Annotated in this window: 16 protein-coding genes; 7 read left to right on the forward strand and 9 right to left on the reverse strand. The window is 57.7% G+C overall.

The features are described 5' to 3' along the window. Positions 1-42 precede the first annotated feature (42 nt). A complete protein-coding gene (locus ACTRXA_RS04280; RefSeq protein ID WP_442425972.1) occupies positions 43-1,257 on the forward strand; it encodes a ChaN family lipoprotein in 1,215 nt (404 codons plus the stop codon). On the opposite strand, the gene ACTRXA_RS04285 is transcribed toward ACTRXA_RS04280, so the two are convergent. From ACTRXA_RS04285 to ACTRXA_RS04295, 3 genes are read right to left on the reverse strand one after another with little or no spacing between them, the layout of a single operon-like run. Continuing rightward, entirely contained in the window at positions 1,258-2,031 is a 774-nt protein-coding gene (locus tag ACTRXA_RS04285) for an ABC transporter ATP-binding protein (RefSeq protein ID WP_442425973.1), read from the reverse strand. Between the two features lie 8 nt (positions 2,032-2,039). Continuing rightward, positions 2,040-2,312 carry an acylphosphatase gene (locus ACTRXA_RS04290; RefSeq protein WP_442426338.1) on the reverse strand — a complete coding sequence of 91 codons (273 nt, stop codon included), beginning with the start codon at positions 2,310-2,312 and terminating at the stop codon, positions 2,040-2,042. A gap of 7 nt (positions 2,313-2,319) precedes the next feature. Continuing rightward, positions 2,320-2,556, reverse strand: coding sequence for a hypothetical protein (locus tag ACTRXA_RS04295; RefSeq protein WP_005005365.1), 237 nt, complete (start codon positions 2,554-2,556; stop codon positions 2,320-2,322). A gap of 192 nt (positions 2,557-2,748) precedes the next feature. Here ACTRXA_RS04295 and modA point away from each other — a divergent pair, with 192 nt between their 5' ends. The 3 genes from modA to modC are packed head-to-tail and all read left to right on the forward strand — an operon-like array spanning position 2,749 to position 5,303. Further along, positions 2,749-3,507, forward strand: coding sequence for a molybdate ABC transporter substrate-binding protein (gene modA / locus ACTRXA_RS04300; RefSeq protein WP_442425974.1), 759 nt, complete (start codon positions 2,749-2,751; stop codon positions 3,505-3,507). A gap of 18 nt (positions 3,508-3,525) precedes the next feature. Next, positions 3,526-4,206, forward strand: a complete 681-nt coding sequence (modB, locus tag ACTRXA_RS04305; RefSeq protein WP_442425975.1) for a molybdate ABC transporter permease subunit — start codon at positions 3,526-3,528, stop codon at positions 4,204-4,206. Continuing rightward, positions 4,203-5,303 carry a molybdenum ABC transporter ATP-binding protein gene (gene modC, locus ACTRXA_RS04310; protein WP_442425976.1) on the forward strand — a complete coding sequence of 367 codons (1,101 nt, stop codon included), beginning with the start codon at positions 4,203-4,205 and terminating at the stop codon, positions 5,301-5,303. The genes modB and modC overlap by 4 nt, the downstream gene beginning before the upstream one ends. Positions 5,304-5,342: 39 nt before the next feature. On the opposite strand, the gene ACTRXA_RS04315 is transcribed toward modC, so the two are convergent. After that, entirely contained in the window at positions 5,343-7,373 is a 2,031-nt protein-coding gene (locus ACTRXA_RS04315; RefSeq protein ID WP_442425977.1) for a tetratricopeptide repeat protein, read from the reverse strand. A 594-nt stretch (positions 7,374-7,967) separates the two neighbouring features. Here ACTRXA_RS04315 and ACTRXA_RS04320 point away from each other — a divergent pair. Further along, on the forward strand, positions 7,968-9,077 hold the full coding sequence (locus ACTRXA_RS04320; protein WP_442425978.1) for a Glu/Leu/Phe/Val family dehydrogenase: 1,110 nt from the start codon (positions 7,968-7,970) through the stop codon (positions 9,075-9,077). A 13-nt stretch (positions 9,078-9,090) separates the two neighbouring features. Here the strand turns inward: ACTRXA_RS04320 and ACTRXA_RS04325 are convergent, their stop codons facing one another. The 3 genes from ACTRXA_RS04325 to ACTRXA_RS04335 all read right to left on the reverse strand — a co-directional run bounded on the left by ACTRXA_RS04325 (position 9,091) and on the right by ACTRXA_RS04335 (position 11,071). Continuing rightward, positions 9,091-9,594: a tetratricopeptide repeat protein gene (locus ACTRXA_RS04325; protein ID WP_442425979.1), complete on the reverse strand. Its 504-nt coding sequence runs from the start codon at positions 9,592-9,594 to the stop codon at positions 9,091-9,093. A 98-nt stretch (positions 9,595-9,692) separates the two neighbouring features. Further along, a complete protein-coding gene (locus ACTRXA_RS04330) occupies positions 9,693-10,562 on the reverse strand; it encodes a Dyp-type peroxidase domain-containing protein (protein ID WP_442425980.1) in 870 nt (289 codons plus the stop codon). Between the two features lie 302 nt (positions 10,563-10,864). After that, positions 10,865-11,071, reverse strand: coding sequence for a hypothetical protein (locus ACTRXA_RS04335; protein ID WP_442425981.1), 207 nt, complete (start codon positions 11,069-11,071; stop codon positions 10,865-10,867). Between the two features lie 579 nt (positions 11,072-11,650). Between ACTRXA_RS04335 and ACTRXA_RS04340 the strand changes: the two genes are divergently transcribed. After that, a complete protein-coding gene (locus tag ACTRXA_RS04340) occupies positions 11,651-11,830 on the forward strand; it encodes a CPXCG motif-containing cysteine-rich protein (protein ID WP_442425982.1) in 180 nt (59 codons plus the stop codon). A 27-nt stretch (positions 11,831-11,857) separates the two neighbouring features. Here the strand turns inward: ACTRXA_RS04340 and ACTRXA_RS04345 are convergent, their stop codons facing one another. After that, entirely contained in the window at positions 11,858-12,676 is an 819-nt protein-coding gene (locus tag ACTRXA_RS04345; protein WP_442425983.1) for a DUF6279 family lipoprotein, read from the reverse strand. A 129-nt stretch (positions 12,677-12,805) separates the two neighbouring features. Continuing rightward, a complete protein-coding gene (locus ACTRXA_RS04350) occupies positions 12,806-13,681 on the reverse strand; it encodes a hypothetical protein (protein WP_442425984.1) in 876 nt (291 codons plus the stop codon). 294 nt (positions 13,682-13,975) lie between these two features. On the opposite strand from ACTRXA_RS04350, the gene ACTRXA_RS04355 reads away from it, so the two are divergent. Then, the gene (locus ACTRXA_RS04355; protein ID WP_442425985.1) at positions 13,976-15,310 is read left to right on the forward strand and encodes a sigma-54 interaction domain-containing protein; all 1,335 of its coding nucleotides are present in this window, start codon (positions 13,976-13,978) and stop codon (positions 15,308-15,310) included. Positions 15,311-15,395: the final 85 nt, after the last annotated feature.

The raw sequence follows: 15,395 nt of genomic DNA on the forward strand, positions 1-15,395 counted from the left end.
ATTCTGGAACCAGGAAAACCACCCACAAGGCAGGAGAGGCTCATGTCGACCCATTCACGCACGCTCACAATCGCTTTGTTTTTTTTGATATTAGGGTTTCCCGGCTGGGGACTCGCCGTGGAGTTCGCCGTTCCAAACAACGGGTCCCCCTACCGCAATCTGGGCGAGCTGGAAACCGGCCAGATCCTGCATCTGCCCACCGGCATCGTGGTCACCCCGGACCAGATGATGCACACCATTTCCAACTCACGTGTCATATACGTAGGGGAAACCCACGACAACCTGGAAGCCCACCGCGTGCAGTTGGAAGTCATCCGTGACCTGCACCGCCGTTATCCCGGAAAAGTAGCCGTCGGCATGGAAATGTTCCGCCGTTCGGCACAAGGTCAACTCGACCTCTGGCATGAAGGAAAACTCACCCCACGTCAATTCCGCAAACTGTTCCGTGAAAACTGGGGAATGGGCATTCAACTCTACAAGCCGATCTTCGACTTCCTGGAAGCCAACCGCATCCCCCTGGTCGGTTTGAAATCAAGCGAGGTTACGGAACAACGCCTGCGTGAAGGCGGCCTGCACCAACCCGGCCTGCCGGACATCGATGAGAGCGACCCCTACCACCGCGCCTTTTCCATGGCGCTGTTCGGGGGTCACGATTCGCATTCCACCGAGGGGTTCCATCCCTACCAGATGCTCTTGCTTTGGGAAGAAAGCATGGCAGAGACGGTGGCCGAGTTTCTGGGCGACGACCGCTACCCGGACCACAAGCTGGTGGTGCTGGCCGGGGGCTTTCATGTTCAGTACGGTTACGGCATTCCCAAGCGGGCCTTTCGCCGCGTCCCGCACGCCTACTCCATCGTGTTGCCCACGGTGACGGACATTCCGGACGACCTCAAGAACCGCGAAATGAAGTTTGAATCGGTGGGGATCCCGCTCTACAGCGGCGACTTTGCGTGGAAGCTGGATTACGTGGTGCCGTCGCCCATGCGCATTCGCCTCGGGGTGTACCTGGAAGACCGGGACGATGGCCTGCATGTGATCCGCGTCATGCCCAACTCCAACGCAGAGCGTATGGGTATCCGCAAGGACGACCTCATCCAGAAACTGAACGGGTCACGTGTGGTGGATACGGAGGAGCTGTCGTCCCGCCTGCAGAAACACGACTTCGGTGAAACCGTGCGCGTTCACCTGATGCGCAACGAACAGGAAGTCGAGGTGGAAGGAGTCCTGCAAAAACCGCCGGAGTCCCCGCACGAATGATCACGCCGCCGGGTGTTCCATGGAAACGCCGAGCCGCTCCAGGTTGGTATCCCCGGTGAGCTCCAGGAAAATGTCCTCCAGTTCCAGGTGCTCCTGGTCTTTCTTCGCCATGCGGCGGAGTTCCTCCATCGACCCGAGGGCGATGACCTCCCCCTTCTGAATGATGCCGATGCGGTGGCACATGGCCTGGGCGATGCCCAGCGAGTGCGTGGACATGAACACCGCCGCTCCCCGTTGGCACAGGTCGGTGAACAACTGCTTCACCTGGCGGGCGCCCTTGGGATCGAGGCCCACCATCGGTTCGTCCACGATGAGCACCCTGGGCTCGTGCAACAACGCGGCGGAGATGATGAGTTTCTGTTTCATTCCGTGGGAATAACCATCGATGAGCGCGTTTTCCGCATCCATGAGATCGAAGAACGACAAAAACTCGTCGGCACGTTCCTCAGCGACCTTCATGTCCACACCGTACAGCTTCGCAATGAACATCAGGTACTCGCGGCCGGTGAGTTTTTCGTAAATGAACGGGCGGTCTGGAATGTAGCCGAAAATGGACTTGGCGCGCAGGGGGTCTTTGGACACGTCGTAGCCGCCGATGACCACCGAACCGCTGGTGGGTTTCAACAGGCCGACCAGCATTTTAATGGTAGTGGTTTTGCCGGCACCGTTGGGGCCAAGGAAACCGAAGAACTCGCCCGGAGGTACCTTGAGGTTGACCCCCTTCACGGCATGAACGTCGCGGTAGGTTTTAACGAGGTCTATGAGTTCGATCACGGCAGGAATCAGCGGATGGTGAACGATGTCATGCCTTCGGCGGAAATCCACTTCACGTCAACTTGCCTGACGTCCGCCATGGCGGGGCCCTTGCGGCACCAGTCGATCAGGCTCTCGAGGCGGTCGCGGCCACCTTCAGCCCGGATTTCAACCGAACCGTCGTCGAGGTTGCGAACCCACCCGGTGACGCCCAATTCCTTCGCCACCTTCTCCGTGTTGGCGCGGAAAAACACGCCCTGCACGCGCCCCTCGACTTTCAAATGAACGGCGGCGTCCTCCATGGTTCGCTCAGCTTCCGCGGTTGCCCTGGTCATAAAGGTGCTGGATTTCCCGGTAGATGCCGAACTTGGAGCCGTCGCCGATTTTCTCGCCGAATTTGCCCAGATCACGCATGATGCGTTGAAACTCGGACAAACCGCCGGTGAAATTTTCGATCAATGGACTGAAATAGGCCTGCTCATCAGGATCCAGCCGGCCATTGATTTCCCGCAATCGTTCTTTCAGGGGTTCGAAATTCTTTTCCATGGTTCATATGGTAGCGTTCCGAATTTGCCATTGCAACGGTTTTAAAAGTTTCTTCCGACAGGCTTCACCGCCTCCCTCCCCCCGCGAACAAGAGAAAAGAAAAGCACCGATTGACACTTCGATATGTTTTATGATATATAACGAACCGGACCGCACAGAATTTTCTTCAACAACATAAAAGGGACCGCTCGCATGTGGAAGTGGACAACTGTGTTGGGCGTGATGGCAATGTTTGGGTTTCCCTCCCTGTCCGGCGCGGAAACGGTGACCGTTGCTGTGGCATCCAATTTTCTGGGCCCGCTCAAACACATTGCCCGCCAGTTCGAAGCCGAGACGGGGCACACGGCGCGCATCGTATCGGGAAGCACCGGCAAGCTGTATGCCCAGATCAAAAACGGGGCACCGTTTCACGTTTTTCTGGCTGCGGACTCCGAACGTCCTCGCCTGCTGGAGGACGAACAGCTCGCCTCACCGGGATCGCGCTTCACGTATGCGCGGGGAAAGCTTGTGTTGTGGAGCGCCGACCCCGGCTCCATCCGCAAAGATGGAGCCGGGGTACTGAAAACCGGCAAGTTCCGCCACCTTGCGGTTGCCAACCCGAAGACCGCACCCTACGGCCAGGCGGCGCAATCCACCCTGCAGAAACTCGGCCTGTGGGCAGCGTTGCAGCAACGCCTCGTGCGCGGGGAGAACGTGGCGCAGACGTTTCAGTTTGCGGCGAGCGGCAACGCGGAATTCGGTTTCGTGGCCTTGTCGCAGGTGCTGGCGCTTCCCCCCGCAAAACAGGGAAGCCGCTGGGATGTGCCGCAGTCCTTCCACAATCCCATCAACCAGGATACGGCTCTTTTGGAAAAAGGAATCCAGAACGCCGCCGCGAAAGCGTTGCTCGAGTTTTTGAAATCCCCGGCCACGAAAAAACAGATTCGGGCCTTTGGTTACGATACGGATTGAATTGAAAGGAATTCAAAAATGGAAAGCGCCCTCGACTGGCAACCCGTCGTTCTCACTCTCCAGCTGGCCGGCACGACGGTGCTGTTGCTGTTACTGGTAGGCACGCCCGTGGCCTGGTGGTTGTCGCAAACCAAGTCGCGCTGGAAGGTATGGATCGAGGCGGTGGTCGCCCTGCCGCTCGTGTTGCCGCCGACGGTGCTGGGTTTTTACCTGTTGATCGCCCTCGGCGCGAACGGCATCATCGGCGGCCCCCTCCAAAAATGGACCGGCTCCTCCCTGGCCTTCACCTTTCCGGGCCTGGTCCTCGCCTCCACCCTGTATTCCCTGCCCTTTGTCGTGCAACCTTTGCAGGGCGCGTTTGAGTCGATTGGCAGGCCCTATCTCGAAGCGGCGTGGGCGCTGCGTGCCTCCAGGTGGGATGCGTTTTTCACCGTTGCTTCGCCTCTGGCCCTTCGCGGTTACATCACCGCCATCGTGCTGGGGTTCGCGCACACCCTGGGTGAGTTCGGCGTGGTGCTGATGGTGGGAGGCAATATTCCGGGCAAAACGAAAGTCCTCTCCATCGCCATTTACGATCACGTGGAAGTGCTCGAATACACGCAGGCCCACCTGCTGTCGGGCGGTCTGCTGATATTTTCCTTTGCGGTGCTGTTGATCGTCTACACTTTCAACCGCCGCCTTCCTCTGCACGTTTCATGACCCGCCTCACCGCACACTTTCAGGTTCCGTACCCCGGGTTCACCCTCGATGCCGAAGTGGATGTGCCGGCACGCGGGGTGACCGTGATCTTCGGCCGGTCGGGAAGCGGCAAGACCACGCTTCTCCGCTGCATGGCGGGACTCACAAGATCGCCTTCCGGTTTTTTTTCGGTGGGCGACGATGTGTGGCAGGACGAATCCAGGGGTCTCTTCCGTCCGGTCCATCAGCGTGCCATCGGCCTGGTCTTTCAGGACGCGCGGCTGTTTCCGCACCTGAGCGTTCAATCCAACCTGCAGTACGGTTACCGGCGAATAGCGGAAAATGAACGAAAGGTCGACTTCGACCATATCGTTTCCCTGCTGGAGATCGGCCCCCTGCTGGACCGCCGGCCCGCGCATCTTTCCGGTGGCGAACAGCAACGCGTCGCCATTGGCCGGGCCCTGCTGACCAGTCCGCGCCTTTTGCTGATGGACGAACCGCTGGCCAACCTGGACACCGCGCGCAAAATGGAAATCCTTCCCTATCTTTTGAAACTGCGCACGGAACTGGGCCTGCCCATTGTGTACGTCAGCCATTCGCTGGAGGAAATAATGCAGTTGGTGGATACCCTGGTGTTGCTGAAAGAGGGACGGGTGGTCGCCTGCGATGCGGCGAACCGGGTGCTACAGACCCTGCCCGCGGAAGAACGCATCGATCCCGGGCTGGCGGGCACGCTGCTGGACACAACGGTTGTGGACCATGACGATGCATTCGCGTTGACGCGCGTCAGTTACGGTGGCCAGCACCTGTATCTCCCACGGCAGAACGCGACACCGGGACGCCCCCTCCGCCTGCATGTGCTGGCCCGCGACATCAGTATCGTGGTCAGCCCGGCGACCATTCAGACCAGCGTGCTCAACATCCTGGAGGCGACGGTGCTGGAAATCCTGGAAGGCGGGGGTGCGGCGCATGCGGTGGATATCCGGCTGGATGTCGGTCAACCCGTGCTCGCCACCATCACGAAAAAATCGCTGGCGCGTTTGAACCTGAAACCCGGACAAAAGGTGTACGCGCACATCAAGGCGGTGCAGATGGTGCACGAGATTCCGGAATTTTGAGGGGAGGGGAAAAATGAAATGGGAGACAGGATCAAGGAATCAGATCATGCCCATTTTGTTTTCGATGTCGGGATCGAGTTTGATGGCTTTCTGATAGTGGCGTTGCGCCACGTCTTCGTTGCCGACCAGTTCGTTGAGCGTGCACAGGAAGAAATGCGCTTCCGCGTATTTCGGATTGGCACGCACCGCTTTGTTGAAAGCGTCGAGCGCCTCCTGGTAATGGTCCAGCCGATATTGCGTGTTGCCCAATTGGTAACAGATCTGTGCGTCGCGCGGGTTCAGCCGCACCGCCTGCGTGAGAGGCTCCACCGCTTCCTGATACCGTTTGCGGTCTGAAAACAGTTTGCCCAATTGAGCATGCAGTTTCGGGTCGCGGGGTTTCTGCTTGATCATTTGTTTCAAGCGTTCGATCTCGCGCTCATCCTGTCCCCCGCCTCCCGCCGGCGCAGGACGTCCCGGCGGTGGACTCGCAGGGCGTGCCGGAGCCGACTGTTTTTGCGGCGGAGGCGCAGCGGCTGGTTCCGAAGACACCGCCGCGGCAGCGCTGATCTGCGACTGGATCGCCCGCACCTCCGCTTCCGCCTTGGCCCGGGCTTCGGACTCCATCTGAATGCCGGACCGCAAATGCTGCAGGTCGTCCTGGTATTTGCGCAACTGGCCTTCCAGATTTTCGGTCTGCTTTTTGTGCAGTTCCTCGTTCTTTTTGGCCTGCTCGAGTTCCTTCTTCAATGCCTCGAGTTCCTTCGTATCGGTGGCCTTCTGTTCCACTTCCTTGATCTTGGCCTTGGCGGCATTGAGAAGTTTTTCCAACTCGGCTTTTTCCTGCCGCAATTGTTCCTTGCCTTCTCGCAGTTGAACCAGTTCCTGTTCCAGCGATTCGGATTTGCCGGACCCCGTGGCGGCCTGCTTCAGAGCCTCATCCACCTTTGTATACGCATCCTTCAACTGCTGCTCGAGTGATGTTTTTTCCGCCGTGAGGGCCTGCTCCGACTCCTTGAGTGCGGCGACTTCCTGTTTCAAGGCATCGCTTTCCCCGCTGGACTGGTTGGCCTGCTCCAGACTGGCCTGCAACTCCTTCAACTGTCCGGCCAGGTAATCCTTTTCCGTTTTCAGAAGCTCCTCGGCTTTTTTGGTGAGCTCGATTTCCTTTTGCAGGGATTCCACCTCTTCCGAGCCCTGGGTAGACTGCCGCTGCGCATTCTCCAGTTGGGATTCGAGATCGCTGATCTGAGTTTGAAGATTGATCGACTCGTTCTGGAGGGCGAGCTTTTCATCCTGCAGAGCCTGTTCGCTGTCGCGGAGCTCCTGTTCGGATTCGCGGAGGGATTCCAGTTCTGACTTGGCGGCCTGGAGCTCCTGCTTGAGCGTATCGGATTCGCCGGTATCAGCAGGACGCTGAAGTGCTTCCTGAAGTTTGGCTTCGGTCTGTTGGAGTTTGGTCTCGAGGTTGGCTTTTTCCATTTTCGCCAGTTCCTCGGACTTCTTCACCAAATCCAGTTCACGTTGCAGCGCATCTGAGTTTGGGGCGGAAGAGGCGGCCTTCTGCGCCTCCTCGAGACGGGTTTGAAGATCCTTGACCTGCGCTTCCAGGCCTTCGCGTTTTTGCACTTCCAGCTGGTACTGGGATTCCGGAATCCCGCCTGAGGAAGCGGCGGGGGCCTGCTGCAAGGCGGTCTCGGCTTTCTGGCGCAGGGCCTGCTCATCCAGGACCTTCTGCTTCAGGTCGAGCACTTCCTGTGTTTTGCTCAGCAGTTCCTGTTCGGCCCGGGTGCGCTTTTCGATTTCCTGGTTGAGTTCGGCTCCGCTGGAAATGCCGGCCGCGGCGCCTTCAGACACTTTCTTCTCAAGCTCGGCGGCCTTCTGGTTCGCATCCTCCAGGGCTTTTTCCAATTTGAGGCGTTTCTCTTTTTCCGCTTGCAGGAGAGGAGTGAGGTCCTCCGTCGCCCCACCTTTCTGGAGTTCGGCGATTTTCTTTTTCGCCGCGTTCAGCTGGGCGGTTTTTTCCTTCAATTGAGTCTGAAGGTTGTTCAGTACTTCCTGGAGCGTTTGGGCAACGCCTTTACTGGCCATTCACAGTTCCTTTCCTGTATCTGATCCCAAGGAAGGCCGGGGGATCCCGTCCTGAGGCTCCCTTGCTTGAAGACAGGCCCTGCAGGCAAAGATTCCCCGTCAGGTGGAATCACGTCATGGAAAGCATTCCAACCAAGAGATTCATACGGAGTCGGTTCAATTTAGATTTTATTAAAATTTATAGGACTGTCAACAATCAAACCTATAAAAAAAAAGAGTTTACACTCGCACCGTCCAATCGATCCCACCCTTGACCAAGTCTACCGAAAAAACACCTTCCCCTTCAGGGAAACCAAAGCTCCCCGTCAGTCAAAATCTGAATTTCAATTTGGGCTTCTTTTTTTGGTTTTTGGGTGCCGATTTTATGGCAAACCAGGGCCGGGGTGATCATATTGAACAGTGTGGACAAGATTGATTTTAAATGCAAAATCAATCTTATCGTGGAGCCTGAAACAGCCCACTCATACCGCAGATCACTTGGAGGTTCGAAACCTGTAAGACATCGACTCCGGGCACGTCTCACCCCATACAGGGTGCAAATAAAAATGAAATGCCCGCCCCGCTTTCAACCACTACAACGGAAAGGGGTCCTGTATGAGCACTCAATACGTGGACAATTTCGCCGACGACATCGGTCCCATTAAAATCCTGCATATTTATGAACCCAAGTCCCAGCTCCGCGCCATTGTGGTGGTCGACAATCTTGCTATGGGTCCGACCGCCATTGGGGGATGCCGCATGGCACCCGACGTCTCCACGCGCGAGGTGTTCCGGCTGGCGCGGGCCATGACGCTGAAGAACGCGGTCAACGGCTTGCCGTACGGTGGAGGCAAGTCCGCCATTGTCGGCGATCCGCGAAGCGATCTGAAAGAAACCTGGGTGCGCGACTACGCACGCGCCATCCGTGACCTGAAAGAATACATTCCCGGCCCGGACATGGGCACCGACGAACAATGCATGGCCTGGGTTCACGAAGAATCCGGCCGTGCCGTCGGCCTTCCCTATACGAAAGGCGGCCTGCCGCTGGATGAGTTGGGTGCGACGGGCTTTGGTGTGGCCGTGGCGGCGGATGCGGCGAGTGAATGGATGCAGTTGCCTCTGGAAAACGCACGCGTGGTTATCCAGGGGTTTGGCAACGTGGGCCGGGCGGCCGCAAAATCCCTTCTGGAGCGCGGATCGAAAGTGATTGCGGTCAACGATTCGGATGGCGGGTTGCACAATGAGGATGGACTGGACATCCCGGGGTTGATCCGCTGGGTGCAGTCCCGAAACCTGGACCGCGCCACTCATTTGGGCCAGCCCGTGGAGCGCGACCAGGTGCTGGAAGTGGAAAGCGACATCTTTGTTCCGGCGGCGCGGCCGGATGTGTTCACCGAAGCCAACCAGCACCTGCTCAAGACCCGGCTGGTGCTCGAGGGCGCGAACATTCCCATCACGCACGAGGCGGCGCGCGTGCTGCATGACCGCGGCATCATGGTGATCCCGGACATCATCGCCAACAGCGGCGGGGTCATCTGCGCGGCGGCGGAATATGAAGGCAAGACGGAGGACCAGGCGTTCGAGGCCATCCGCAAATCCGTTTACCGCAACACCACCGCGCTGCTCAAACGCGTGCGCGAGCGCAAACAGTACCCACACGACGCGGCCCTGAAAATGGCGCGGGAGGTCCTCTCCAAAAAAATGGGGCTCTTCGCCAGCACGTGAGGGAAAAAAGAAATCAGCGGAATTCGGGGTTCAGGCGGGCGGCTTCCTGTTTGTGGTGCTGGGACGCTTCCTTCTGGCCCTGAATGGCCAACACCACGCTCAACACGCGGTGCGCTTCGGCGTAATCCGACTGGATCTCGACGGCTTTCATGAACGCCTCGCCCGCCTCGTCGTATTCGCCGACTACCATGTGCGCCAGCCCCAGGTTGTACTGCGCCTCCGCCCATTCCGGATCCAGGTACGCGGCTTCACGGAAGGCGTCGATCATTTCCTCACAACGGTTGAGGGCGTCAAACGCCTTGGCCAGCCAGAAGTGGACCCGGGGATTTTCGGGGTCGAGCTGCGCCGCCTTACGGAACACCTTCAACGCCTCCTCGCCGTTCAGGTCCTTCATCCAGGCCTGGCCGAGCTTGATCAGCAGGCCCGGTTCATCGGGACTCGCCTCAACCTGTTGTTTGAGGGCTTCGATTTCCGGGTTGACCGCAGGCGGTTCGTTGGTGGGGGCTTCTTCGTTCATAGGCTCCGATTATCCTGATAAAGGGTGCATTGTAACAAATTGGGTGAGGCCATCAACACCTGTAACCGGATGATTGCCCTCGGAGGGGGATGTGCCTATCAGGAATACTGGCGCGTGGGGGAGAAACGGTTCATCCGGATGCCGCCCATGCGGAGGCCGGTGAGCACATCGATCGACGGCACGAAAAACCGGGCACCGGACACCGGACGCAGGCGATCCGACCAGTGCACCCCGTCCCGGCCGGGTGCCATCTCGAGAGATTTCTCAAGCACGGTGTCCACCGCATCCGGGTCGCTGTGAAATAGCATGGTCAGCGTCCCGGCCTCCTCCTGTTCCCGGTATGGAAGGGAATGGATGAGCAGGTGCTCCTCCCGTCCCAGTTGCCGTGCGGCTTCCTTAAGGGGCACGGCCACCTCCACGGTCTCGTCCGGAGCGTGACGGAAATTCTGCACCAGCACAAAGCTGCCACGAAAAAAATCCGCCTCGTGCGTGTCGATGAACACCGACTCCGGCACTCCATCCGGAGCGGCGGTTTCCTGTTCCGCAAAGGTGATGGCGGGGGATTGGCCCCAGAAGCGGTCGATGGGCTGGACCAGCCCCTGAAGGTTTTCGTCGATGTACCCCACCATGTCACGCAGGCATTCGATCTGGTTGGCGTGAAGGTAAAAAAGAAGGTCGCCCTCGGTGGCGGGAAACTCGCGGCCCTCCGCTTCCAGCGTTTCAAACGGACGCAACCGGCGCGGTTTTTTGCCATGCCAGGCCAGCAACCAGAACATCGGGCCGAAACCGACCACGCAGGCGATCTTTTCCCCCGGATACTTTTTCAATACGTCCGACACGAACCCCGGCACCATCACCGAGAACTGGCCGACGCTCATCGCGTTCATCGGCAGATCCACCACTTCATAAATCAAAACGCACGAGTGCCGGGCGGGGGTTGAAACAATGCCTGTCTGCGATCGGGACATGAGCTTTCCGGTTTCAATGTGAAAGCGTTTACTCTAACACTGAATCGACGCGAAGAAAGACAAAAATGGAAAGCACTGGATGAGAAGAATAACGGAGGGCAAAAAGAAACCCGGGCCGGAAATCGTTCCAGCCCGGGTTTCCTTTCAGGTAAACCACGCCGGCGGGGACCGGCGACCCTTTCCCTGGCCGTAAACATCCGGCCTTCCCTGACTAAGGTATGGAAGGGAAAAGAATCCTGGAATACACGGGACCTGTCCTTGGCAACCCGCACGAAGCCTGCGGCTTCGCTGTTTTCTGTTTTTCAGCTTCCCGAATTGACGGGGTCCGGATAGTTCAGGTCCAGGCGCTGCTTCACCCAGGAAGGGACCTGGGCTTTAGGCGCCGTCACCAGCCCGATGTTATCCTCATTCTTGTAGAACGTTTCCCAGTACATCTTTTCGAGACGATCTGAAGAAATGACCTCTTTCAAACTTCCATCCGGTTTGATAATTTTCACTTCGTAAATCATGGTTACCTCCTTCACCCCCTGTATTCCGGGTTCGTTGTTACCTGAACCAGGCCCGACTGCGGGTCCTGCCCCCTATGTGTAATCACTTTACTGACTTCAATTTGTTATAAGCAACAGTCGTGCCATTCCTGCCACAAGATACTTAACGGCTTTTTTTTCAATAATTTAATAAAAAATTAAAAGGTTCTCCCGGATCAGATTTCCCGATTTCCGAATACAAAAATGTGTCACCAGTGACAAATTTGAGTTCTAAATTTCATAAAATCCTTATTTTTCAATTACTTATATACTGTTCCAAATTTCGGGCTGATTATTTCTTTGTGCACATGGTTTGTCCAATTTCCGTAATTGCACTAATTTTTTAACGTCAAATTATGGAGATCGGAATTAAAGTACTTGTTTTTTCCTTTATTAAAAGGATTCGCTTGTAAGACCACCACCGACACGGCCCGCCTGTTTTTCTTCTGTCTCGGTATTTCGCTCTGGCGCAGGTTGGCTGCAGGGTCCATTTTGACAATAAATTGTCAGCGGGTTATCAATGGATGTTTTACAACCTGTGCTTCAAACGGGATGCTTGAAATGGAAGAGGAATACTTTTTTGAATGCCCCTGGTGCGGCGAGGAGATTTCCATGCTGGTGGACCTTTCGGTTCCGGCCCAGACCTACATCGAGGACTGTGAGGTCTGTTGCCGCCCCATCCAGATCCAATACCAGAGCAGTGGATTGGGGGTGGAAGGCTTTTCTGCCGTCCGGGGATGACGCGTTGCGGTATTTCAACGGCGTGCGTCAGCCGGTTTCGGTGAGGGCCGCGAAGTCGTCGCGGTAACCCTGCATGCGCTGGCGGGCGTGCTGTCTCTGGACGGGGGCCATCTCCGCATCCACGCGCACGATCAAATCCTTCCAGTAACGGTGACGATCCTTCAGCCCGGCCTCGAACCGGGCAACCCAGTGGGTTTCCGGATGACGGAGCCACTGCAACAGGCGGGCATGGTAAAACTCCGCCGACCCTCCTTGCCGGACGAGATTCAGAAAATCCAGCTGGAACCGGTTGCGGTTTTTAAGCCGAAGCTGCACCCAGTCATGATCGGCACGCAACCAATGCGAAATGTGGGTGACCTGTTTCTCCGTCAACCCGCCGTACCAGTCGTCGAACACCTCCAGCACCCACTCGCGGTGATCGTGTTTCAGTTCGCGGGAGTCCAATCCCGCCTGTTTCACCAGCCAGCCTCCATCATTTTTAAAACGCCCTTCCAGATGGCGAATCTGATCACCGTCAAGGGTGGCGAGAAAACGTGAAAAGTCCGGCAGGCCGCGGGCGATCAACCGGTCCCAGAAGGCCCCCTGCTGATGCCAGATCCAATCGGCGTCATCCGCGCTCAAGCCGTCGGCGTAACGCCGGTCGAGTTCGTCCAGGGCGGCGACAAGGCGCGGCAGTTCCTGTTTGCGGTGCCACGCCTGCAAAGCGGCGACACGTTGGTCGAGAAACCGCTCCTGCTCGCGGGTGAGATCGAAGTAATGGTCGATGCGGTGGACGAGAAACCAGTCGGAAAAATTGTAGGCGATCCGGGTGCGGCTGCACCCGGCGGCAACCGCCAGGCAAAGCATCAGAAGGATGCATCGCTGCCAACCCCGAATTTCAGGGTGTGGGAGAACAGGACACCTGGCCATCCGGTCGCCTCCGGCGGAAGGGTTTCCCTGGCCCCACCCGCACACGCGCCTGCAGAACAGTTACGGTCAGCGCAGGGAAAAGGGGGAAGGCGGAGCCTCGGAATCCGTTTGCGTTTCCCCGATCACGCGTCCGCCGAAATCGGAAAACACTTTTTGGCCGTTCTTCATGCGTTTCAGGTGGTGATGGGAACGGCGTTTCTTGCTACTCGATTGCGGGTCTTCATCCGCCGCAAAATCATCCGGCTCCAGAATGTGCCACACAGTCTGATCGCGGAGCCGGGTTTTAAACCCGATGCCCTGCGTCCGGTCCAGGATGCGCTCGGAAAAATCGCTGCGCCCGGGAAACGCGGTGATGTTGGTGGTGGGGCCCAGCGGAAACCGCAGAACGCCAAATCCCGGAGAAAACACGAACGGCTGGAACGGTCCGACGAACGGAAAAGGTCCCCCGAATCCGTGCCGCTGGAACGGCTGAAGGGAAAACGGCGACGGTCCGGGATGCCGACGACGAAATCCCGGCCCGCGAACCCCTTTATTGCCTTGTCGCCGGGTGTCGCGCGGTTTGATTTTGAAACCGGGGTGGCGCGGACGAAAACCCTGCCCATCCCGGATCACGTCATTTTGAATTTTCAGTGAGTTTTCGTCCAGGCGGTTGCGCAGTTCATTGGGACCGAACAGAAACTTCCGGCGAAGCGGAGACACGCCCTGCCTGCGGGAACCGCGAAACGACGAAGTCCTCCCGTCGCGGAATCCCTGCTGGGTGCGGATGCGACGTTGAATACTGGACTGGAATTTGGAACCGATGCGGCTTTTGAATCCTGAACTCCGGTTGAACGAGGAATGAAACCCCGCACTCCCACCACCGGCGGAGGCGACCTCCGGCAAGATGCCGGAGAAAACAAAAAGTCCCGTCAATAAAATGGAAGGGAAGGCCAACAGTTTCATGAGCACACCTGAAAGAGAAACACCACACGGTGGCGCCCAGCCGGATTGCCATCATCATTAAAATTATATCAATCCCGCGAAAACCGCCACAAGCCCAAACCGCGCGAATCGATCCCCCGTTTCCGGAAACCAGGCCCCCGGGTTTTTAATGGCAACTTCGTGATCTGCTTTTTCAGGCCAGTACGGGGAGCCCTCATCACACTGTTGCACTATTCCATTGCAACACTCCGGGCAACAGGGTACCATCCATTGGATTGCGGCACCCCGTCCCATACCGGAAAGAGAAGAAGCATCATGAACACACGGCCCACAGACAACATCGAATCGATCATCAATCTGCTCAAGGAAGCGGTTTTCGTTTACGACGAGAATCTGAATATCCGTTATTTCAACGACGCCGCGGAACGGATCACCGGGTACAGCCGCGAGGAGGTGCTGGGAAGGAAATGCATCACCATCCTCGACCAGAGCGTGTGCCTGAACAACTGCGAGCTGTGCCTGACCGTGAAGAACGGCATCAACCCGGAAGCGCACTTCACCTCCTCCTTTCTGCGCAAAGACGGGGCGAAGCGCACGGGCGAATTTCAGGCGGGCATCCTGCAACGCAACGAAGACGGCACGCGGGTGGTGGTGGCGCTCAACGACGTCACCGAAATCTCCCAACTGCGGCAGGAATTGAAAGAAGTCCACTCCTTCGGCAACATGATCGGAAAAAGCCGGGTGATGAAGGAGTTGTTCGAAAACATCCAGAATGTGGCCTATTACGATTCCACCGTGTTCATCCAGGGGGAAAGCGGCACCGGCAAGGAACTGGTGGCGCGGGCCCTGCACTACGCCAGCCCGCGTGCGGGAAAAAACCTGATCAAGGTAAACTGCACCGCGTTCGCCGACACCCTGCTGGAAAGCGAGTTGTTCGGACACGCCAAGGGCGCCTTCACGGGGGCGCTTCGCGACCGCATCGGTCGTTTCGAGGAAGCACACGGCGGGACCATTTTTCTGGACGAGATCGGCGACCTCACCCCGACCATCCAGGTCAAGCTGTTGCGCGTTCTGCAGGAAAAAGAAGTCGAGCGCGTGGGCGAGAACGTGACCCGCCAGGTGGACATTCGCATCATCGCCGCCACCAACAAGGACATCCTGGAAGAAGTGAAAACGGGCCGGTTCCGCGAAGATTTGTATTACCGGCTGAACGTCATCCCGCTCAACCTGCCACCGCTCCGCGACCGCAAGGAAGACATTCCCTACCTCGTCCAGCATTTCATCAAACGCTGGAACATCCAGCACGTGAAACCCATCGAAGGCATCGCCGACGACGCGCTGGGTCCCCTCCTCGACCATGACTGGCCGGGCAACATCCGCGAACTGGAAAACGTGGTGGAACACGCCTGCGTGAAGTGTTCCGGCTCGCGCATACAGAACGTGGACCTTCCCGCATTTTTGCAATCGGAGGCAGAGGGTCCCGCTCCCGGACGCGTGAACCCCGTGCGCCGCCGCAACTGGCTGAACCGGGAGATGGTGGCCGCCGCGCTGGAGAAAGCCGGAGGCAACCAGTCGCGGGCCGCACGGGAACTGGGCGTGCACCGCATCACCCTCTGGCGCAAGATGAAGGAGTTCGGCCTTCCCGCTTGAAGCACGTCACTACGTGGTTATCGAGCCCCGCCCGCCGTTTGGTAAAAAAGCTTTCTGTTTTTAACAAATTCCCGGATTGCTGAGA

The sequence above is a fragment of the Nitrospina sp. P1_D6 genome (genome assembly GCF_052156615.1).
Classification (GTDB): Bacteria; Nitrospinota; Nitrospinia; order Nitrospinales; family Nitrospinaceae; genus Nitrospina.